General features: G+C 31.9%; 17 protein-coding genes. 9 read left to right on the top strand and 8 right to left on the bottom strand.

The features are described from left to right. The first annotated feature begins 11 nt into the window (after nucleotides 1-11). The gene (locus tag ABH955_RS05855; RefSeq protein WP_033729449.1) at nucleotides 12-551 is read left to right on the top strand and encodes an undecaprenyl-diphosphatase; all 540 of its coding nucleotides are present in this window, start codon (nucleotides 12-14) and stop codon (nucleotides 549-551) included. A 228-nt stretch (nucleotides 552-779) separates the two neighbouring features. Then, entirely contained in the window at nucleotides 780-3,473 is a 2,694-nt protein-coding gene (mgtA, locus tag ABH955_RS05850; protein ID WP_328016987.1) for a magnesium-translocating P-type ATPase, read from the top strand. A 636-nt stretch (nucleotides 3,474-4,109) separates the two neighbouring features. Here the strand turns inward: mgtA and ABH955_RS05845 are convergent. From ABH955_RS05845 to ABH955_RS05825, 5 genes are all read right to left on the bottom strand, one after another. After that, nucleotides 4,110-5,237 (bottom strand): Ger(x)C family spore germination protein, encoded by a 1,128-nt coding sequence (locus ABH955_RS05845; RefSeq protein ID WP_404490954.1) that lies wholly within the window; start codon nucleotides 5,235-5,237, stop codon nucleotides 4,110-4,112. After that, nucleotides 5,234-6,337, bottom strand: coding sequence for a GerAB/ArcD/ProY family transporter (locus ABH955_RS05840; protein WP_002185802.1), 1,104 nt, complete (start codon nucleotides 6,335-6,337; stop codon nucleotides 5,234-5,236). The genes ABH955_RS05845 and ABH955_RS05840 overlap by 4 nt, the downstream gene beginning before the upstream one ends. Then, on the bottom strand, nucleotides 6,324-7,832 hold the full coding sequence (locus ABH955_RS05835) for a spore germination protein (protein ID WP_002185801.1): 1,509 nt from the start codon (nucleotides 7,830-7,832) through the stop codon (nucleotides 6,324-6,326). The genes ABH955_RS05840 and ABH955_RS05835 overlap by 14 nt, the downstream gene beginning before the upstream one ends. Before the next feature lie 850 nt (nucleotides 7,833-8,682). Continuing rightward, on the bottom strand, nucleotides 8,683-9,726 hold the full coding sequence (locus tag ABH955_RS05830) for a Fic family protein (RefSeq protein ID WP_016091364.1): 1,044 nt from the start codon (nucleotides 9,724-9,726) through the stop codon (nucleotides 8,683-8,685). Nucleotides 9,727-11,399: 1,673 nt separating this feature from the next. Then, nucleotides 11,400-11,723 carry a hypothetical protein gene (locus ABH955_RS05825; protein WP_404490953.1) on the bottom strand — a complete coding sequence of 108 codons (324 nt, stop codon included), beginning with the start codon at nucleotides 11,721-11,723 and terminating at the stop codon, nucleotides 11,400-11,402. Nucleotides 11,724-12,182: 459 nt separating this feature from the next. Here ABH955_RS05825 and ABH955_RS05820 point away from each other — a divergent pair, with 459 nt between their 5' ends. Continuing rightward, nucleotides 12,183-12,476 (top strand): ArsR/SmtB family transcription factor, encoded by a 294-nt coding sequence (locus tag ABH955_RS05820; RefSeq protein WP_002141834.1) that lies wholly within the window; start codon nucleotides 12,183-12,185, stop codon nucleotides 12,474-12,476. Nucleotides 12,477-12,661: 185 nt separating this feature from the next. Here ABH955_RS05820 and ABH955_RS05815 read toward each other — a convergent pair whose 3' ends face one another. After that, on the bottom strand, nucleotides 12,662-13,786 hold the full coding sequence (locus ABH955_RS05815) for an alpha/beta fold hydrolase (protein WP_404490952.1): 1,125 nt from the start codon (nucleotides 13,784-13,786) through the stop codon (nucleotides 12,662-12,664). Nucleotides 13,787-13,933: 147 nt separating this feature from the next. On the opposite strand from ABH955_RS05815, the gene ABH955_RS05810 reads away from it, so the two are divergent. Continuing rightward, entirely contained in the window at nucleotides 13,934-14,509 is a 576-nt protein-coding gene (locus ABH955_RS05810) for a TetR/AcrR family transcriptional regulator (protein WP_404490951.1), read from the top strand. Between the two features lie 288 nt (nucleotides 14,510-14,797). Beyond that, nucleotides 14,798-16,174: a lytic polysaccharide monooxygenase gene (locus ABH955_RS05805; protein ID WP_404448906.1), complete on the top strand. Its 1,377-nt coding sequence runs from the start codon at nucleotides 14,798-14,800 to the stop codon at nucleotides 16,172-16,174. Nucleotides 16,175-16,327: 153 nt separating this feature from the next. Here the strand turns inward: ABH955_RS05805 and ABH955_RS05800 are convergent, their stop codons facing one another. Both ABH955_RS05800 and ABH955_RS05795 read right to left on the bottom strand, forming a co-directional pair. Further along, nucleotides 16,328-17,743, bottom strand: a complete 1,416-nt coding sequence (locus ABH955_RS05800) for a phosphatidylinositol-specific phospholipase C (protein WP_404448908.1) — start codon at nucleotides 17,741-17,743, stop codon at nucleotides 16,328-16,330. A 421-nt stretch (nucleotides 17,744-18,164) separates the two neighbouring features. After that, nucleotides 18,165-18,734, bottom strand: coding sequence for a methyltransferase (locus tag ABH955_RS05795; RefSeq protein ID WP_404448910.1), 570 nt, complete (start codon nucleotides 18,732-18,734; stop codon nucleotides 18,165-18,167). 599 nt (nucleotides 18,735-19,333) lie between these two features. Here ABH955_RS05795 and ABH955_RS05790 point away from each other — a divergent pair. The 4 genes from ABH955_RS05790 to ABH955_RS05775 all read left to right on the top strand — a co-directional run bounded on the left by ABH955_RS05790 (nucleotide 19,334) and on the right by ABH955_RS05775 (nucleotide 22,570). Then, nucleotides 19,334-20,176: a metallophosphoesterase gene (locus tag ABH955_RS05790; protein ID WP_404448912.1), complete on the top strand. Its 843-nt coding sequence runs from the start codon at nucleotides 19,334-19,336 to the stop codon at nucleotides 20,174-20,176. Between the two features lie 216 nt (nucleotides 20,177-20,392). Further along, nucleotides 20,393-20,644, top strand: a complete 252-nt coding sequence (locus tag ABH955_RS05785) for a hypothetical protein (protein ID WP_002017002.1) — start codon at nucleotides 20,393-20,395, stop codon at nucleotides 20,642-20,644. A gap of 184 nt (nucleotides 20,645-20,828) precedes the next feature. Further along, nucleotides 20,829-21,554, top strand: a complete 726-nt coding sequence (locus ABH955_RS05780; RefSeq protein ID WP_404448914.1) for an ABC transporter ATP-binding protein — start codon at nucleotides 20,829-20,831, stop codon at nucleotides 21,552-21,554. Further along, nucleotides 21,551-22,570 carry an ABC transporter permease gene (locus ABH955_RS05775; protein WP_113936472.1) on the top strand — a complete coding sequence of 340 codons (1,020 nt, stop codon included), beginning with the start codon at nucleotides 21,551-21,553 and terminating at the stop codon, nucleotides 22,568-22,570. The genes ABH955_RS05780 and ABH955_RS05775 overlap by 4 nt, the downstream gene beginning before the upstream one ends. Nucleotides 22,571-22,584: the final 14 nt, after the last annotated feature.

Below are 22,584 nucleotides of genomic sequence, written 5' to 3'. Positions count from 1 at the left end.
ATGGAGGAGAAATGTTAAATTTAATAAACAATCTAGATTATAATGGATTTCGGTATATAAATGAGCATGTGAAAGGAAATGTATACATCGATTATTTAATGATCTTTTTTGCTGAATATGCTCAGTATATGTTCATACTATTATTTATGATTCTTTGGTTAAATAAAAAATATAAAAATAGAACCTGTGTAATTCAAGCTATTATAGCATGCTGTTTTGCTTTTGTGTTGAATAGAATTATTGGATTGTTTTTTTATAGAGAACGACCATTTGTTTCTCAGTTGAATATAAAACAACTTGTTGAGCATAGCGCTAATGCCTCTTTTCCTAGTGATCATGCTACAAGTGCCTTCGCAATAGCTATAACTTTATGCTTATATGAAAAACGTTTAGGGAAAGCATTTTTATTGTTAGCTTTTTTAATTGCTTTTTCAAGGGTCTGGGTAGGAGTACATTATCCGCTGGATGTATTAATAGGAGCTGTTTTAGGATTTTTATGGGCCTTCATAATCCATTATATAGTTAAAACTAACTTCAAAAATAATAAATAAAGCATCTACACTATTATACTTGCGACAGACCACATTATATTCAAAATTTTTGCTGCTAATAAGAGGAAACCTATAAATAAAAATTACTTTTTACGGTGAGAATAATACTATTTAAGTGCGATTGCACTTCTAAATTTGATTAAAAATTCAGGGTGATTATAAAAATATAGCTTTAAAATTATATTTTGAAAAAACAGGGGGATTTTATTTAATGGGTAGGAGGTTAAGTTGTTGCGATCTAATAAAAAAAAATCTTTTTATAATCAGGAAGTACTAGGAAAAAATTATAAAATGCTAAGTGAAATTGCAAAAAGTGATGTTGAGTCGACGTTAGCTTTTTTTAAAACATCGTCTCATGGACTTTCTCAGGAAGAAGCTACTAAGCGGCTTGAAGTATATGGGGAAAATAAAGTGATTTATCAAAAAAGAATAAAATGGTATATAACATTATTTAATTCTTTTAGAAGTCCGTTTATTTCTCTTCTAATCATATTAGGGATGTTATCTTTTCTTACTAATGATATAAAGGGTACTATTATTGTAGGGATTATGGTGGCTGTAAGTGTGTTAATTCGGTTCATACAAGAAATTCGTTCTCAGAAGTCTATAGAAAAATTAAAAAATCTTGTATATGGAAAGGTAACTGCTCTCAGGGGGGGAGATGTTTTATATAAGGAAAATAAGAGGGCGGTATTAGAAGAAAGTGGAAAGGTACAAGTTGCTCTTGAGAATCTTGTACCAGGGGATATTATAGAATTATCTGCCGGGAATATTGTACCTGCAGATGTACGAATCATCTCATCGGAAAATTTACTTGTAAATCAGTCATCACTAACAGGGGAAGCATTACCCATTGTTAAAACAAATCAGTATTTCCATATGTACAAAAAACGTAAAATTAGAAAAATCCAAAATTTGATCGAATTGGAAAATCTCTGTTTTATGGGAACTCATATTATAAGTGGTACCGCAAAAGCAATAGTTGTGGGTACTGGAACAGATACTTACTTTGGTTCAATAGCAAAGAATCAGTTTAAACTGAACAAGAAATCTGATTCTAGATTCGATAAAGGGGTAAGCAAAGTTAGCTGGCTATTAATTAAATTTATGATTATCATGACACCTATTGTTATGATAATACATGGATTTATAAATGGGAATTGGTATGAGGCATTTTTATTCGCTTTAGCTGTAGCGATTGGACTTACTCCAGAGATGCTTCCAATGATTGTGACCGCTAATTTGGCTAAAGGTTCTATTAATATGAGTAAAAAGAAGGTACTTGTAAAACAACTATCTTCTATCCATAATCTTGGAGCTATGGATATTCTCTGTACCGATAAAACAGGCACATTGACAGAAGATAAAATGGACCTGGTATGCCATACAGATACTAATGGAGAGAAGTCGGATGAGGTTTTGAAATTAGCGTATTTAAATGGCTACTTTCATACAGCATATAAAAATGAAATTGATCTATCGGTTATGCGTTATGTAAGAGATAGTAGTGAATATGATATATCTCAATACTCAAAAATAGATGAATGCCCATTTGATTTTAATCGAAGACGAGTTTCAGTTGTTGTAGAAACAAATGCTAACGAACGAATAATACTATGTAAAGGTGCTGTTAGAGAAGTTATATCAATTTGTAGTTATATAAAAGAAAATAATAAGATAATTCCTATTACAGATGAAATCCAACGTAAAAATAAACACTTAATTGAACTCTGGCAGGAACGGGGGATGCGTGTTGTTGCAGTTGCATATAAGCAGTTAAAGAGTGATAAAGTGGGGAGTTACTCTATTGATGATGAATCAGATATGATACTTGTTGGATATGTTGGTTTTTCAAATCCACCCAAACAATCGGCTATGGCTGCACTTCATACTCTACAAAAGAAAGGGGTACAAGTGAAAATTTTAACTGGTGATAATGAGTCCGTGACAAGAAATGTATGTAGGAAAATGGGCTTGTATATAGGAGAACCAGTACTGGGTTATGAAATTGATAGTCTTCCTGATAAAGCATTAGTAAAACTTGCAAGTAAAACAAGTGTGTTCGCAAAATTAAATCCTAGTCAAAAATTTCGTATTATTAAGGCACTTCAAATGAATGGCCATACAGTTGGATTTATGGGGGATGGAATTAACGATGTGTTTGCTTTAAAACAGTCTGACGTTGGTGTATCTATCCATACAGCAGATGATATCGTTAAAGAGTGTTCAGATATTATACTTATAGAAAAGAATTTACATGTATTAGAAGATGCTATTGTGGAAGGGCGGACAACGTTTGGAAATATACTGAAGTATATTAAGATGACAGCAAGTTCAAATTTTGGAAATGTATTAAGTTTATTAATTGCTAGTGCATTTCTTCCTTTTCTTCCAATGCTACCAATTCAAATATTATGTCAAAACTTACTATATAATCTATCCCAACTTTCAATTCCGTGGGATAAAGTAGACAATGAATTTTTAGTAAAACCAAGAAGTTGGGATACAAAAGATTTATTTCGTTTTATTATTTTTATTGGGCCGGTAAGTAGTGTTTTTGATATAATCATTTTTATCGTAATGTGGAATATATTTGGTGCAAATATTCCTGAAATGCAATCCTTATTTCAAACGGGTTGGTTCGTAGTAGGGTTACTAACACAATTATTAATTGTGCATATGATTCGTACTCAACATATTCCTTTTCTACAAAGTACGGCTGCTAGACCTGTTTTGATACTTACAGGTTTAGTTATGATTATAGGGATTTCCCTTCCATTTACCAGGTTAAGTACCCAAATTGGCTTAACTCCACTTCCGTTGTATTATTTCCCGTGGTTATTTGGAATTTTAACAATATATGCTCTAGTTACTGAAATTATAAAGAAAATATACATCAGGAAGTTTAATCGATGGCTGTGAACTACTCGCCACTTAGCAAAGCTTGAAGTGGGAGCTTCTCAGTTCCACGATGAAAGCAACCTTTCGTCTCCCTGAGCGTTACTTCGGGGTGTTCCATCCCTAGATCCAACGCTTGGACGCTCTTTTGGTACGGTTGATATTTTACGCAGGAACCGAATGGCTTGGTTTTCGCACTCGATCTTCTTCCTGCAACCTCATATATCAAGTTATCAAAGAACTTCATATAGCTAGTTTATCAAAAGCTTTTGGCTATGCCAAACCGAAATTCCTCTCCCACCTACCGTTGGGCTACGCCCTTCACACGCTTGAGGAAGGAGAATTATTTCGGGGAATTCGTTAAAACTAAAACATTTTGTTGAAGTTCATTGTACGTTGAAAAGGCGGAGTCTCTTTGGAGACTTTGCCTTTTCGGTATATCATGAATTACAGGAATTACTAGTAGCCTCATAATATTTCCTCATATATTCATGCCTCTGTTTATCTCTTGAGAAACTTTGCACCAGAACCATATATACCCTAGAAACACATGTTTCCCTACAGGAAAGGTGAATTCATCTTCCACTTAACTTATTGGTGCTATGCACCTTCACACAAATTGAGGGGGAAGGTTTCTTGGCTAAAAATAATCTAGATAGTTTAATTTCTAATTGTTCCTGTATCTGTTATTTTAACGTGTGTATTCACACGTATTTTAGCTTTTGAAAAAGCGCGCAACCAATCTTCTTTTACCTTTTTCCATTCTTTATATTGAAAAGCTCTAGCGTGTAATGATAAACCAATTGGATCAATTTTATTTCTCTGCATATCCTGTAACATGCCTTGTAATTTTTTATTGAACTCTTCCTGGATTTCATGTTCCAATCTACCTATATTCTTATTACCATGTAAACGAGTTTTAGTTAAGTTTCCGTTGGTTTTTTCAATTAAGGATACATTCATACTTACATCTATATTAAAAATAAATTTGCCTTTTTGGAAATCAACACTAATTTTTCTCTTTGCATTTTGTACGAAAACAGACGCATTTGGCTTTTTATCAGATTTTTTTGGAGAAAGAACAAGGTGTAGTATCATCCGACCTGTATTTTTTGACTTATTAATAAGGTTGAAAAACTTCACATCGGTTTTAGGAATCTTCGTTAAGTACTTTCCTTGATGATTTAAAAATGCAATTCCTACCGTATCAATTTCATTATTTGTTTTCTTGATAATGGGAACAGTTTGCGTCATTCCCTGTTCATTTTTTTCTCTCATTAATTGTTGAATTGTAGAAGAGACGGATTGATTATTTTGAATTGAAGACTCGATTACACCATTTATATAAGATGGAAGTGATGGCTTATCAGGCCTATTAACTTTAAACATATCTTCTGCCGGTCCATCAACAAGCACCACTTTAGCATTAATGGTAGCGTAAGGATCACGGTAAGAGGAATCGAGCGCCTGTATCCAATTTTCTTCTTGTGCTAATTTATCCCCAATTAAAATAACTTCAGCTTTGGATGATGTCACATACCCTGTTAATTTCGTATCCATTTTGCTAAATCCATCATATATGGTTGACGCCTGAACCCAATGCTCTACAGTACTGCTTTGCTGTTTATGATGAAAGAGTGGTATGCTTGTGCCCACTTTTATGTTTCCATTAGAAGTACTATCTAAGCCGATTAAAAGGATTAAAGAAACTTTTTCAAGAGGAATTCTCTGACCACAACCAATTAAACATACACAACAGATTACAATCCATATCCATTTTCGAATCAAAGCTGTTTCCTCCTAGTAAACCAAGTAAAAACAATGCTGTAAGCGAAAAAGAAGATTGGTAATAGAATAAAGAAAATGATATTTAAGATATCCATAAGAGAATATATAAATAAATATTGATCCACATCGGGATTTAGAAAAACGAATAAGCCGACTATTAAAAGCATAAAACCAACCAGCACCCAATTGCGAACGGTTTTTTGAAATAAAATGGTCACAGATTCGAAACTGAAAAATAAATACGGATATATTGTAGTGGAAAATACAATCAAATAGTAAGCGATATATAAAATTTCTAATCGTTCTATGAAAGAAAAACGAACTCCTTTTAACAGATGAAATACTGGCCAAATTACGTCTTTTATCCCCTCCGGACTAAAGTATATATAAGAAAGAATAGTCACATATAGATAGAAAAACATGGTTCCAGTATTCGCTATTAGTATTCCTTTTATGGCTTTTTGTTTTTTTTGTAAGAACGGATAAATAAAATATGCAATTTCTAAGCCCGCATAAGGAGTAATGGTTTCTTTTGTTGCCTTTACAATAGGGTATAAGCCATCTTTAAAAATAGGTAGTAGGTGTAAAGGATTGTAGTTACTCTTTAGTGAAAAAAGAAGAAATAGTGGCATCCAAGTAGTGAAGAAGAAAACAAGCATAGAATAACTAGTAAGAGCCCTTAACCCACTCAGGGCTAAAATAATAAAAGGCAATAGTAATAATATGGAGATTTGATAAGCAGGAGTGGAGGGGAATATCCACACTTTTACAATATCAGTTGCCTTTAATAAAGTATTAAAACCAGCAAAAAATAGATAAAAGGCATATAAAAGAAGAAAAATTGTTCCTAGCCATTTACCAAAGTATGCATTTAAGATCTGAGAGAAATTTTTGTTAGGATTTTTTTGTAACATTAATATAATAATTACGCCAATTATAGAAGTAATTATCCATCCCAGAATGATAGAAATCCAGCCGTCTGTACCAGCGGTAGTGGCAAGAGGGCTTGGCATAATTAGCATACCTGATGCTAGTTGCAGTGAATGAATGAAAACAATATATTCGAATGAAGTTATGTTTTGGAATTTAAGATTCCCCATGTGAACCACCTTCTTTTTTCTTTCTTTGTTTCGGCTGTCCTGTACTCGAGCGGGTGGTGATCATAGAAATTGGAAATCTTACAAAAGAATCTTTTAACTCTTGGAGACGAAATGGTGCAATTGGCAATCCATATGGTGAACCATAGGAAGTTAGTGAAACAAAATGAGCAAATAAGAGCATTAATCCACTAACAATACCTACAATTCCAAAAAAGTAGGCAAATAACATCATTGGAAAACGAATAAGCCGAATACAACTTGATAAATCATAATTAGAAACAACAAATGATGCAATGGCAGTAATAGACACGATAATAACCATAACATTACTCACAAGCCCTGCTTGAACAGCTGCTTGTCCAATTACAATACCTCCAACAATTCCAATGGTTTGTCCAATTGGTTGTGGTAGACGAATACCAGCTTCACGAAGCATTTCTAATGTGATTTCCATAATAAATGCTTCTAGTAAAGGCGAGAAAGGGACTTTAATTCTTGACGTTGCAATAGAAGTATATAGATCTAAAGGAATGATTTCAAAGTGGAATGAAACCATTGCAATATATATTGCGGGTAAAAATATAGCTATAATAAATCCTAAAAATCGTAATAAGCGAAAAGATGATGCAATCAGCCAATGTACATTATAATCATCGGGAGTCTGAAAAAATCCAATTAAATTCATTGGAACGATCATTGCACCAGGAGATCTATCAATTAACACTGCTACTTTACCATCAAGAATATGATTAGAAATAGCATCTGGGCGTTCACTTAAATAAGCCTGTGGAAAGGGAGTCCAATTTTGATCTTTTGTAAAGTTGGACAATTCTCCTACGCTCAATACTGTATCAGTTTTAATTTTACAGATTCTTGTCTCCACTTCCTGTACCACATCTTCGTTAGCTACATCGCCTAAGTAAAGTAAATATACAAAAGTAGTGGCCCGTTCTCCGATTGTCATTTTTTTAATTTTCAATTCAGTAGAAGGAATATATCGACGAATCAGACCTATGTTTTTAGTGACATTCTCAATAAACCCATCATGAGAACCTTTAATGGTAACTTCTGAAATAGGTTCCTGAATTGATCTTTCTGCCCATCCCTTTGTATTAATGAGAAGGGCTTTCTTTTCTCCTTCCATAAACAGTACACATTGTCCCTCAAGTAATCCTTCTTTAATTTCATTCCACGTATATACTATTTTGGTATGAGTAGCAATAATATTAGAATTAAATATTTGACTGTCTTCATTCACTTCTTGTAATAATGGTGTAACAACATTTCCTTTTAATGCAACACCATCTGTAAGGCCTTCAAAATAATATAGTAAAATATTCGTGTTTGTTTTTAATTGCAAAGGATGTTCAATCAAATCTGCACTAATATCAAAGATGTTATCTAATGTATTTTTAAGTTCTTTTAAGTTACTTGTTTGGATTTTTTCAATGGTTTTATCTGTCTTTGTTTCTAGGGTCTTTTCATTTAAGGACAAAATTGACACCTCTTTAATATATAACGATTAGTTGTAGTTATTATTTTTATATGTTTGAATTTTATTCACTAATTTAAACGGATTGAGATCAAGAATAACTAAAATTGAAGTACTATATTATAAATTCAATAATTGAGAGTAAAAAAGTAGATGTAATTTGTGTAGAAATCTAAGTATCAAGATAGAAGTGAAATTTGAATGATTATAATAAAAAAGAACCCTTGATAGGTTCTTTTTAATAGTTGGTAAATATGTTGTCAACAATAGATGGCGATAAAGGTAGTAATTTAGATGTCTTTATGTTACTCAGCTGAATTTTGTAGGAAGAATTATTTTTTCATACCTCAATGCTCAATAAAAAAGGACATTTCATTTATTTGGGTGTTTTAGTGTATTTGAATTTTGCACGCTAACAAATTTTGTTTAGGGACAAAATGTGAAGTTTTATTCTGAAATAACAGAAAGTTAATGCGGCAAAATTCCTATTGGTAATTTGGATAGGTATCAAATATTTCTTTGGCCTTATTTTCTTGATATGACCGTACGTTTATATGTTTCTAAGGGAAAGAAATATTTTCATTTTTATTACCATCTATTGTTTGATTAAGATGGTAACACGAAAATGAAACGTTTACAACCAGAAAATAAAGAAAAAATATTAAAATGCGACTTTTTTCGACAAATATTCCTATAAACCGTTTTGTGTTTTGTAGGAATTAGAAATAACTAAATTAGTAATAATAGCTTAATATATTAAAGTGAAATTCAATGAATAAGAGTCCAAAGGCATGAATTTAAATGATAAAGTTATAATTTTCTTTTTTGAACTGTAAGTGTTTTACAAGTATAGTTAAACTTTAATCCAACTAGCATTTCTTCCTTTTGTCACTAGCTTAATATGGCCAAACAATTGCAAGGAATTTAAAGCCTTACTGATTGTACTCTCTGCTATGTCTGGATATGTGTTACGAATACACTCCTTAGTAAAGGGTTGTTTTTGTTTAAGGATAAAATCCTGAATTCTCTCCACTTTAGTATGCTTACATATAGAATCTAGAACTGTATTATGAAGATCTTTGTACGCCTCTAATATAATAGTTAAAAACGTTTTTAACCAAAAGCTACTATTATGTTCCTCGCAGTACCAATTTACCGAAGATTTATAAATTGAATTGTAATATTCAGATTCGTTTTTCTTAATGTATTTATCCAGACATACATATTTTACAAATGTATTTCCACTCTTAATTAATAGCAATTGCATTAACATAAGTGCCAATCTGCCGTTACCCTGATTAAAAGGGACTATGCAATAAAAATTAAATATAAAACGAGCTATTAATAAAAGTGAATGATGGCCCTTACTAGAATTTAATGAGTTATATTGATCACATAATTGTTCCATTACTTGTGGAATAAGCTCATGTGGAAGAATGCGGTAACTATTTAAGTGCATTCCGTTTTCAGGAATACCTGGAATAGTAAACGGTTTTTCGCGCCATTTGGCACTGTCAGAGGTAATGTAATGTATTAATTGAAAATGTAATTCCTGTATAGTCTCTGGATTGATTAATAAATCACAGGAATTCTTATGTACAAAAGTAAGTGTTTGATAAAAACAAAAGATAGCATCTTCCGAAATATTTTGAGGTACTATATCATCTAAAATAAGTTCTTTTAATCTTTTATTAGGGACTTTTATATCTTCATAGGTAGTAGTAAAGTTTTTTATGTAATGAAGTGGTATGGTTTTTTCTAAGCTAGTAAATATATCAGGATTTTGTTCCTGATAAGCAGCTAATTTTCCTTTTAATTCACTAATTTCACTAATTATATTTAATAGTCTCCTTTTTAATTCAATATTTTTATACCTGTCATCGAAAAAATTTCTCATTTTTATTCCCCCTGTAACCCCTTAACATGCTGTTACATAAATCTTTCCATTCTAAAGATAGTTTACAACATTATTTTGAAATAACAATATATTTATTTTGATTTTGAACTTATTTTAGAATCAAAATTGTTATTTAAATTTGATTAACGAGTTAGAACTTATAATTAATCATGTTTGAATAAAGAATGAATATACACAGATAAAAAATATAGTTTGACTTAAATTCCTTTTTATGAATTTACGAGGTAAAAATATAATTTTAGAATTATTATTAGTGTAGTTTGCTGTATTATTGCTGGGAATTTACTAGAAAGTAACTAATTTTCACAAATAAAATAAAGAAATCTTAAAGAGGAATCAATAGGATCTAATTTGAATAGGCATAATCCTAACATTAAATGTGCAAATGTACAATAATTAAATGAAAAAAATATGAAAATATCGACTTTTTTCGACAAAATAAATTAAATAGAAAAACAATCTAATGTAAGAAAATTGTTGCTTTAGATGGTCTCTGCATTTCATAAATTAATATTGAAGGAATTATCAAATGATTTTTACGAGTAATAAAAGAGTAGATATATAAATTAAATTGTGACAATTATAAAGTTAGTATTCTCCATTTTCATTATTTAATTTAACAAATTTAATAATATTAAGGTGACTTTTCTATATTTAATATAAGTATTTGATGGGGTATGCTCATAAAAAGTGTCATTTTCTATATATCCATGTAGCATTTAGCGCTTGTATTGCGAAATATTTTGACATAAGTTAATTTAAATATTAGGTACAGAAACATTTTAAGGAAAAGAGTCAGTATAAAAGTAACCTGAAAAACGTTTTTCCTCAAGAGATTTTCAGGAGCACTAAAGTTTTTTAATTTGTTTCTGTGCCTTATTAGATAAAAATAATATAATAAGTTGTTTAGAAAAGGTGAAAAATTCCCCCATTATAAAATGAATTCATATCACTTAACGTCCGTATGTTCTAGTTAAAGTAGGAATTTAAAGAAAAGGAAAGGGCTAGCTCTAGTTATAATTAGTGCAATAAATAGGGGGCTACTCAAATTTTTTTGTTTGATTTGGTAGGAGTAATATTTACGTTTGTTGGACTAGGTGTTATTAAAGTGCATACCCTTTTTGATTCAACCGATGAGGCGCTAATCAAGGATTTAATCATCTAGAATTTAAAAAGGTTAAATGTGGAACTGAATTTTCTGCTAAATTAGTAGAAACTAAAACAATCCCCTTAAATTGAACTATTCACTACTTAACGTCCTGATAGATTGTTTGAAGTGTTAGTAGGCAAATCTAAAAATAAAAAAGGATATTCTACTCTTCTTTTATGTATATAAAACAAAGTGTAAGGTAAGTTCCAGATCCAAAGTGTTTTATTTAATATTCATTCAATCTCATGCGTACTACTTTTATTTTCTTAAGAGCATGTATTTGCGTGGATGCTCTTAAGAGAATAAAATGCCTAAAAAAATAAGTATAAGCATACATTTTAAAAATTGATATATCGTATATTATAAAAAACTCCTTGTTCTTCAAATAACGAACAATACAATGTGAATGAAACTCTCAGAAGAATTTACATATAGAATTCACCTTAACTCAAAAAAACACATTTTATGCAAAATTATATTTGCTGCTATAGAAGGGTGGGGGTTAACATGACCAAAACTTGGTGTAGGTTCGTATTCCTTGTAAAATAAGTGATTCTTTACTGTTTTCTCTAGTTGTATCTATTAATGATTCATCAGGTTTCCTTCCAGTGGAAGGGACATAAGTTGTTACTACCCTTGGAAATATATTAATAAACACCCATTCAAATTTGTCGATATTTCTATTTCCAAATTCTAATGTTTCAATTGGCTTAATTGTATTTTCTATATCAAAAAATTTTATTATGTAAAACCTTTTTGAGAGGTCACTACTATGTTCAATAGTCCAAATTAAATTTTCCATTTTCTTGATTTGCAACAAGTCCATTTCCGAAAATCCTTTCATACATAAATATAGCGAATGTTCCTATTCTATACTATATATTTTGAAATTTAAATAGTTATCTTATACGATGGGATAAAAAGAAGTTAATACTCTAAAATCTATCTTAGAAAAGGACACACCTACGCATACATATGCTATAGGTGTGTCCTTTTTTAATTGTTTATAAGTTTCCTACAGAGTTATTGAAGTAAAGTTTCAACAGTGTCTCCATAGTGAAGTGAGATTCATTATTTAAGATTCATTTAAACCGTATATTAAGTTCATATGAATCGTATATTGGAATTTTACAATATGTGTGTAAGGCGTTTCTGGAATTATATTATTTTGAAAATATAAACTTCAATATACCAAAAAGTAAGAATATTAAACCGTAATAATTTTAGAATATACTTCTAATTAAAAGACGTGCGGAAATGCACGGATAATAAAGGAGAATTTCTTATGACAATGTATAAAAGTGAAATGAAAAAGAGTGTAATAACTGAAGAGGATGTAGATATGTTAAAAATAATGGCACATCCAATTCGATTGCAAATTATAAACGAGTTAATTCAGTATAAAAAATGTAATGTTACACAATTGACGGAGCTTTTAAAAATTCCACAATCTACTGTTTCCCAACATTTATCGAAAATGAGAGGCAAGGTGCTAAAGGCTGAAAGAAAAGGCTTAGAGATGTACAATTATATTACTAATTTAAAGGCGAGTCAGATTGTAGGGATTTTAGGTTTGTAAATAAACAAAACTTCACACATATCATTATAAGTAAAGCACAGAATAATCCCCCCACAAATAAGTGGGGGATTTCTTTTATGACAAAATATCAGTTTTTTTGAGGAGTGTCACGATAGTCACCATGTTCTAATGTGTTATTAGTATATGAAAAATTTTGAAAGTGCTAAAATGCTTGATATTATTCACTAGAAGTTATGTCGCAAAAATCTTTTAATTTCATCAAAAGCTAAGTGACGATGACCAGCCTGACAATGTTGTTCACCACCAGTTTTCTTAGTGAAAACTACAGAAGTGATGGAGGCTGCATTACATAGCTCCGATTCGATTTGCGGTAATCGGCTAATTGGAACGTACTGATCGTCTTCACCAGCCAGGAGCAATACTTCTTGATTTATGAACTGACCGATTCCTGCCATCGTATGTTTTTCAAAGTTTTTAAGTAAGTTAAATGGCGTTTTTTCACCTGTATTTTCCATACCTTTTTTAACTTTCCAGTTCAGGTCGATGCTGGTGGCCATCATTTGTTTAAACATGGTATTAATTTTGTCAGCTTCATTAGTAGCCAGAAGCGTGGTCAATTTATTCCAGATATTATCCGGCATGCGCATCTTGAGTGCATCAAGGCCACTATAAAAAATATTAAAGGCGATGACTTTGTCGATTCGTTTTTCAAAAGCGGCGGCACGCATTGCCAAGTAGCCGCCCCAAGAAGCTCCGAGAATACTAACACGGTCAAGTTTGAAATAGTCAATGACTGTGGAAACGGGCTTCTCCCAGTTGTGGATGAATTTTAAGCCGTTTTTCAGTGCTGTTCCTTGTCCAGGTCCATCAAAAACTATAATATTATAATTGATTCCTATGAGGTAGTTCATCATCTTCATCATTTCCTCCATGTAGGAATCGTAGCCTCCAAAGAAAAGTAGTGTACTACATGCGCCTGGTGTCATGAATTTGATTGCAGGAAGATAGGAATCTTCATAAGGAATTTGATAGGTTTCATACTCAAAGTCATGAAAGCCCTTATAGAAAGTTTCACGGTATTTTTGGTACACTTTTTCTTTTTTTTGATCGGATGATTCCATATAAAACTCGGCAGCCTGATAATAAACCGAAGCCAGATCGAAGTCTTTCTGATGCTCCCGCATTGCTGCATATTCTATCCAAGTGTTATACCAGCTGTCCGTGTCTGTAAGTCTTGGGATGATGGCTTGCAAATCCTGATTTGCCCGCTCATCGTCTTGATAGAAATCGTTGAAAAAACGGTTAATTTGCAAATTGAACTGTTCGTTGTTTACATACTGTTTAAACATAAAATCCCTCCTTATATTTGACTACAAGGTAAGGATAAGAGAAGTATATTATAGAAACAACAAGCAGGAAAGGGTAAGAAGTACGAAATCGAACCATAAGGATATAAATGGTTTGATAAGCAACTTTGGGAAGGAGATTGATTATTAATGGGAGAGGATGTTCGCGTTTATAAAACGAAGAAAAATATTTCTAATACACTTATTACCCTCTTGAACGAAAAAGAGTTTGGGCGAATTACAACTAAAGATATTTGCATACATGCTATGGTGAGTAAGTCCACATTTTACAGCCATTTTGCAGATAAATATGATCTTTTGGAAAAATTAGTGCAAAATTATGTCTGCTGGTTCAAGGAAGAAATTGAATTTCGTTTCGCATTAATAGAGAATGGAAATGTGGCTCAAGCTATTAATATGATAACCGATAAGATCTCAGCGCGAAAAAAAGAGATTGCAACTTTACTCCATGTACGTGTTCCCTCAGCGGATTTACGTTTAGAATTAGAATCCATTTTATATAATGCCTGCTATTTCTATTTGAAAGAGCAGCAGGTTGAAGTAAGTGTGCCGATTGACTTTGTAGCTCAGTTGTATACAGCAAACGCAATGGTGTCAATCAATTGGTCGCTGAGCAACGATAAAAATCCAGATGTGGTTGAACTAATCGATAATATGCAGGGATATGTTTTTGATCTGATTTTGTCAGGTGGCGAGAGAATGTAATAAATCATGAAATCTGCTTAATAATGTAGTTATCGTGTGGGGGGTGGTTGTAAAAAATTAAGTAATCGATATTTGGATTTTTTGTGAATCTTTATTGGTTTTTTATAAACTCTTTACTACATAATGTTACAAAATAGAATTAATTTGCTTAATTTAGCCCCATATCAGATTAATAAATAAACTAAATGTGTTTATGTTATTGAACTATTAATATATTAGTAGGTGATTTGTTCGTTTATCCCTATATTGCTATTATATTAGCATAAACAATATATTGGGGGGACAAGTATGAATTTGAAGTTAACACCTAAGTTAGAAAGATTAAGAAAAAGTAAAAAAGGAATTGGTGCTTGTGTTTTAGCTGTAGGGTTGACGGCAATTACAATGATTCCTCAAAGTGCATATGCACATGGGTTTGTTGAAAAGCCGAGTAGTCGTGCTGCTTTATGTAGTCAGAATTATGGAGCATTAAATTTAAATTGTGGAAATGTAATGTACGAACCTCAAAGTCTAGAAGCACCTAAAGGATTCCCAGATGGTGGACCGATTGATGGGAAAATCGCTTCGGCAGGAGAACTGTTTGGAGGGATTCTTGACCAACAAACATCAAATCGCTGGTTCAAAAACACAATAAAGGGGGGAGCAAATACATTTACATGGAAATACACAGCGGCACATTCTACAAGTAAATGGCATTATTACATTACCAAAAAGGGATGGGATCCTAATAAACCATTAACACGTGCTGAATTAGAACCAATTGGAACTGTGAAACATGACGGTTCGGCAGCATCAAATAATTTAACGCATACAATTAATGTACCAACTGATCGAAATGGTTATCATGTTATTTTAGCTGTATGGGATGTAGCAGATACGTCAAATGCGTTTTATAATGTAATTGATGTAAATCTAGTAAATAATGAAGCTCCCGATACAGTAGCTCCAAGTCAACCAACTGGATTAAATGCGTCTAAAGTTTCTGCCAATAGTGTTGAACTAACATGGAAGGCCTCAAATGATAATATAGGCGTAAAAGAATATCAAGTGTTACGTAATGGAGAAGTAATTGGTACGGTACTAGGTACAACTTTTACTGATAAAAAACTAAAAGCAAATACGGAATATACCTATACAATAAAGGCATTAGACGCTGCTGGAAACATATCAAAAGAAAGTGAAAAACTAAAGGTTAAGACAACAAATGAAACTCCAGATAAAGAGGCTCCGACTCAACCAAAAGGATTACATAGTATGGGTACAACAGCGACAACTGTTGATTTGATGTGGAGTGCGTCTGAAGATAATGTAGGTGTTGATCATTATGTTGTATATAGAGAAAGCACTGGGGTTATGAATAAAATTGGGACAGCGGATAATACATCCTTTATGGATAAAGATTTAAAAACTAATACATCGTATAAATATGTAGTGACGGCGGTTGATTTAGCTGGAAATGAGTCTAGTAGAAGTGATGTTTTAACTGTAGCAACAAAACTAGAGGACTCTACTTATGAAAAATGGGATGCAAGAAAAGCATACAATAAAGGTGATAAAGTAGTACATGAGGGAAAAGTGTATGAAGCGATTCAAAGTTATCAAGGGAACGGCGATCCAAATTGGATTTTTGCACTATCGCTTTGGAAGCCAGTTTTAAATAAATGATAAGTGGAAAAGGGTAGTTATCACTTATTCTATGTGCAATACCGGAACAGGGGTGCAATTTTTACTCTTCATCCCAATATATACGAAATGAAATTATTAAAGAACCCCAATGGTATTCCATCAAAAAGGAATTCCATTGGGATTCTTTATTTTTTAATTTGTAATAGCGTATATTTTCACTGTAAATTTGTTAGTGGCACCAAGTGGGCTTGCAATATAATATTTAGCATTCGTATAAGCTTCAGTCCTAGATCCATGTGAAATATTTTTCCAACGAGTAGAATCTGTACCTAGGGAAACGTCAATCATTACATTGAAAGAGATAGAAGAAGGATGATCTTTTTCTGAAGGCTCAATAATCCATTTTAATTCCTTAGTACCTACAGGTAAACTATCAATTTTAAAGTTTTGACTGGATCGATTTTGTTGTCCGGATAAAGGGCTAGATTCGGATGAAATTTGCGAAATTAATATTTCTTTTTCATTCGAATGTATACCATTTAATTTAATGATACTATCAATTAAACCTGGACCAGGAAAATCAGCTGCGATAATACCAGAATGTTTAATTCCACCTTGTTGCAAGAGTTCGGTCCCAAGTGTATTCATTCCACCATAAAATACTTGACCATTTATATCACGAGGGAAATCTTCCCACGCATTAGTTGTAGCTTTTTGAATCATCTTGGGGTTACTATCAGTATTTCTGCTCTCTTTACCACTTGCAACAAACCAAGGATAAACATTATTTAATAATGCAGCAGCACCACCTGTGCCACTAAAATGGTTAAGATAGATTTTATCATTGTTAAAATTATTATTTGCATTTTGAAGGTGGGTTCTCACCGCATTCCATTTTTCATACATTCCGTCTGGTCCGTTTTCAATTTCAAATGTATCTTGTATATTTAAGCTATCGTAATTAATACCATATTGCTGAGAGGCTGTAAAGTTTTGTAAGATTACAATTTTCCCTCGGATGTCTCCTAGAGTAGGGTTATTTCTTTTTGAAGCTGGTACAGAACTTGGATCCCAAAAATAGGAAGAATTAAGGTCTTTGTATTTATTAAGTATTTCCTCGAATGATAGTGAGCCACTTTCAGGAGTAGTTTCTTCTTTTAAGCGCATTAAAATTGTTTCTGTAGGATGATCTTTTAAAAATTGAATTGCCTCTTTTAATACATCTTCAAACATTGCTTTTTGATTTACAATCCCATGGTACATTGCAAAAGAATCTTTTACACGTTTAACACGCATATCTACATATCGAATTCCGGAATTTAATTGTTGTGGTAGACTCATAGTTTGATTTCTTGTCAAATTTTCATCAAGAAAACTTGCTCCATGTAAAGCCATTGTACCGTGAGTCCCTGGAATAGATATTTCACTCAATTTTGTTGAATCTGCTACTTTCGACATCCATGCTGGGTTTTGATAGCCTATATTGGATTCATAGGAATAACCTGGATGACTATCAGCAAAAATAGTAGATGGTGTACTTAAACTTGCTAGTGTGAAACAAGTAAGGATACTAATTTTAAAAAAATTCCTCATTTTTATTTTGTTCATTTTATCTCTCCTGACTTTTAAACAATAGATATAATAAAACAAGATGATTTTTTACTACATCTATTGTTTTCATTCTTAAAGTAATGAATTTTTGTGTTTGAAAAAATCAAAATAGGGTAGGAAGTTATTTGAGATTTTAATAGTTTGTTGTAATAAATTGTATCTAATAGTCAAACGGATTCTTAAAGAATTGAAGCATAGATAGGTAAAAAACAAACTTTCCGCTGTACTGTATACAAACAAAACAGAAGTCTTAAAAAAGACTTCTATTTTGTGACATATAATGAATGATAAGGTGGTTAACAAATCAAGATAATGTGACTGAGTGGTAAAAATCTATTTATAGCTGTTTCAGAATTTTTTATAACAAGGTTACTTATGAAAAATGGGACTCTGTTAGGCTAACAAAAATTAAGAAATTCTACTCATTAAAACTTAAACTAACTACAGTTGCGATAGATTGGGCTGCATGTTCCCAGCTTCCATCTATCACTTTTCCAATCTGTTGACCAAGTGCATTTAAATCATTTGGATTAACTGGAATCCCATTATACGCAGCAAGAATTGATAAAAGTGGAGCAGCAAATGGTGTCCAACCACCTCTATCAATATTAAATACAGGCTTATCTATTACCTTTCCATCTTGCACTGTAAACTCATAATAAAATTGATCATCTGGACGAAAACTTAAATGATGAGAAATTTGTCCCTTAACATATGTTTTACCGCCACCTAAATTTACTACTTCAATTGGTTTTACATTAAATTCATGCTCAAATACTTTTATTTTTTTGACTTCTGGACCATTTAAGGCAGCGTCAACTGCTGTTTCCAAATTATTTTGTGCAAATGGTTGAATACTCATCTGTGTCTCTTCTTGTTGGATAGGAGCCTCTTTTTCAGCAGCAAACACCGATGTACTTGGTAGTGCACCTGTAGCCAATGTAGCTGCAAGCGCAGTCGTCATAATGACTTTTCTTTTCTTCTTCATAGTTTTCTTCCTCCTTTTAAGTTATGATATATAATCTTTTAAAGACTGACACGGGCAATATTTTGTTTCATAATGCACGCAAAAAACTAGTTTAAGAATTATGTGAAAATATGTCAGAAAATTAAAGTTAATTATATATGCACTTACAATGATAGCTATCTACACATGTTTTTTCAATTTTCTAACAAATAATACAGTAATACCTTTTCATAAGGCAATTTAGTGTTTCAATTCTCTCTTTGTACGTTTTAAACAAATTAAAATCGTAGTGGTAATAATATATTTGTAATCAAATGTCGTATATACTTCGAGAAAAGTACACAATATTTTTATAAAAAACTATAGGAATTATCATGATATAGTTATCAAACTAAGTAAGATAAATGTTAATATTATGAAGAGATTCCAGTGATCCGCTATAAAATTACTGAAAAATGAGCATGACATCATACACACATGCGATTGAAAAATTTTATAAGTGGCGTATAAAACTATAACAAATTCTACAAATCAATTAAAAAATTTCAGTTATTCTGAATGCGAAGGGCACGTAATATTTATTGTGAACTGTAGTACTGATTAAGATTTTAGGAGGAAGTATGAACAAGAAGACTAAAAGAATCATATTAATTATTGGTATATTAGTAGGCATTAGTATCTTTTTATATTTACAAAACAATTTAATAAGTATAACTGAGGTTAAAATAACCTCTAGTAAAATTCCCTCTTCTTTTAAAGGATATAAAATACTACAAATTTCAGATTTACATAATAAAAAATTTGGTGATAATCAAGACGTTTTAATTCAAAAAGTAAAAAGCATAAATCCAGATATTATTGCTATTACGGGTGATTTAATAGACAGTAAATCGTACGATGCAGAAATGAGTATGCAAGTAATACGAGAACTTGTGAAGGAATATCCGGTATATTTTGTGACAGGAAATCATGAAAAATGGTCAGGAAAATATAACAGTTTAGAAAAAAATTTAAAGAAACAGCATGTCACTGTTTTAAGAAATGAACATGTAATAATACAAAAGGGAGGACACGAAATAAACTTGTTAGGAATTGATGATCCGGAATTTAATACTGGAGATATTGATGAAGGAAGTATTGTAAAAGATGCAATTGTAAAAGCAAAAATTGAAACGCAGCCAGATAGGTATAATGTATTATTATCCCATAGGCCTGAATTTCTAGAAGAGTATGCTGAGGAGAAAGTAGATTTAGTGTTATCGGGTCATGCACATGGGGGACAAGTTCGGTTACCTTTTATCGGGGGATTAGTTGCTCCTAATCAAGGAATACTGCCCAAATATACAGCGGGTTTATATGAACAACAAAATACGTCTATGATAGTTAGTAGAGGATTAGGCAATAGTATCATTCCGCAAAGAGTTTTTAATAGACCTGAGATTGTAGTCGTGCAGTTAAATTAATCTGTATGGCTTTTTTGTTCAGGAGAATAATTTAAAGGTAGTTTTTCTTGAGTACAAGTTTCCATTACAATTTTGTTAAAATTTTTCAACGTTACATAAAGTAACAAAATTTGACCTATTGAGTTTGTTATAGTGTAAATAATCAAAAAACTTAAAAATTAGTCGAGTTAAAATAGTTATTATTAAGCAATATTAAAAATATAAAGGGGTGTACAAATGCATAAAGAATTTGAAATTGAAGAATATACGGCGATTGAGGAGCAAATTCATTATTATAGTACGTCTTTATTAGTAAGTCATCCTGAGCAAATTGTAAAGTATTTAGAAAAACGGTTGGAAAAGTATGCAGAAACGTTACAATATGCACATTTATATCCGGAAACGGTTATATTACCAATACAGCAAATAGTTATCGAATATTCTTTAGATGTTGCTAGAATTAGAAGGTATTTAAATTTAAAAACATAACAAAAATCGAATAATTTACAATGAAACAGAGTCGACTTTAAGAAAAGATATTCTAATGTCGACTCTGTTTCATTGATTTAGTAAATAACAGAAAAAATATATGTTTGAAAAGTTTGACATATAATAATTCGAGAGTAAAATAAAAGTGAGTACTCACTCATTTTAAAGAAAAGGGGGATTTTTAGTGCAGCAACCTTCAATTATTTTACGAGATGTATCAAAAAATTTTGGGAAAAAAGAAGTTTTGCATAACCTTTCGCTGCAAGTAGAAAAAGCAGAAATTTTTGGCTTGGTTGGACCTTCCGGATCAGGGAAAACAACACTCATTAAAATGATTGCAGGTATTAATGAGTCAACTACAGGGGATGTAATTGTTTTTAATACAAACATGCCTAATCTAAATGAAATGAAAAGAATTGGTTATATGGCTCAGGCTGATGCATTATACGAAGAACTATCGGCATATGAAAATGCAGATTTTATTGCAACGATGTATGGGTTAAAAGGTAAGCGTAAGAAAGAGAGAATCGTAGAAGTTTTTGAACTTGTGCAATTATCAGAGCATATGAAAAAGCAAGTACAGCATTTTTCAGGTGGAATGAAAAAACGTTTATCATTGGCGATAGCACTCCTTCATGAACCAGAAATATTAATTTTAGATGAGCCAACAGTTGGGATAGATCCTCTACTTCGAAAATCGATTTGGGAGAAGTTTTATGACCTTAAAAAGAAAGGAACAACTATTATTGTAACAACGCACATTATGGATGAAGCTGAGTTTTGCGAACGTCTAGGGCTAATTAGAGAAGGGAATTTAGTTGCGATTGGCACACCGGAGGAATTGAAAAAACAAACATCTTCTGGACGAATTGAAGATGTCTTTATGTTAGAAGGAGTGATTGAATCATGAGAGTTAATGGTGTAGTCATCCGTATCATTCGTCAATTTTTTCGAGATAAGCGTTCTTTAGCAATGATGTTTGGGGCACCAATGTTATTACTTTGGTTATTATCGCTAGTATTTACACAAAAAGACTATATACCGCATATTGCTGTAGTCGATGTACCTGCTCCTATAGTAAAAGCAATGAAAAATCAAGAAGCATCAATTTATGAATATAGTAAAGACAAAGCAATTTCGGAATTAGAAAAGCAAAAGGTAGATGCAGTAATTCATTTAGAAAATGGAAAAATGAATCTTCTATTAGAAGGCAGTGATTCATCAAAAAACCGTGCAGTACTTCAAGTATTGCAAAAGAGTACAGAGAAGAATGATGTATCAATGATGAAGCCTGAAGTGGATTATTTACATGGCTCTAAAGACATTACGATGTTCGATGGGCTTGGTCCCGTATTAATTGGTTTCTTTACATTTTTCTTTGTATTTATATTGTCCGGAGTATCTTTTGTAAGAGAACGTTTAAGTGGTACATTAGAGAGGTTATTGTCCACACCAGTGAGAAGATGGGAAATAGTTTTAGGATATATTATTGGTTTTGGAATCTTTGCATTTATACAATCTATTATAATTGTAAGTTTTTCAGTTTATATTTTAGATTTATATGTAGCTGGCTCAATATGGCTAACGCTACTTATAACATGTATGCTTTCTTTAACTGCACTAACATTAGGCACATTTTTATCGGCATACGCAAATAATGAATTTCAAATGATTCAATTTATACCGCTTGTTATCGTGCCACAAGTCTTCTTTTCTGGGTTGTTTCCAATGGAATCCATGAATACATGGTTACAAATGTTAGGTAAATTATTTCCACTCACATATGGTGCTGACGCTATGAGACAAGTAATGATTCGGAATCAAGGGTTTACAGAGATTGCATTAGATCTTACTGTATTACTACTTTTTTCACTATTATTTGCAGTAGGAAATGTATTTGCATTAAAGAAACATCGCAAAATATAATGATGATAAAAAGG

This window comes from Bacillus sp. RC240 (genome assembly GCF_044907945.1).
Lineage (GTDB): Bacteria > Bacillota > Bacilli > Bacillales > Bacillaceae_G > Bacillus_A > Bacillus_A mycoides.
The sequence above is the reverse complement of the archived record's forward strand: the minus strand, read 5'-3'. Positions and strand labels throughout refer to the sequence as shown.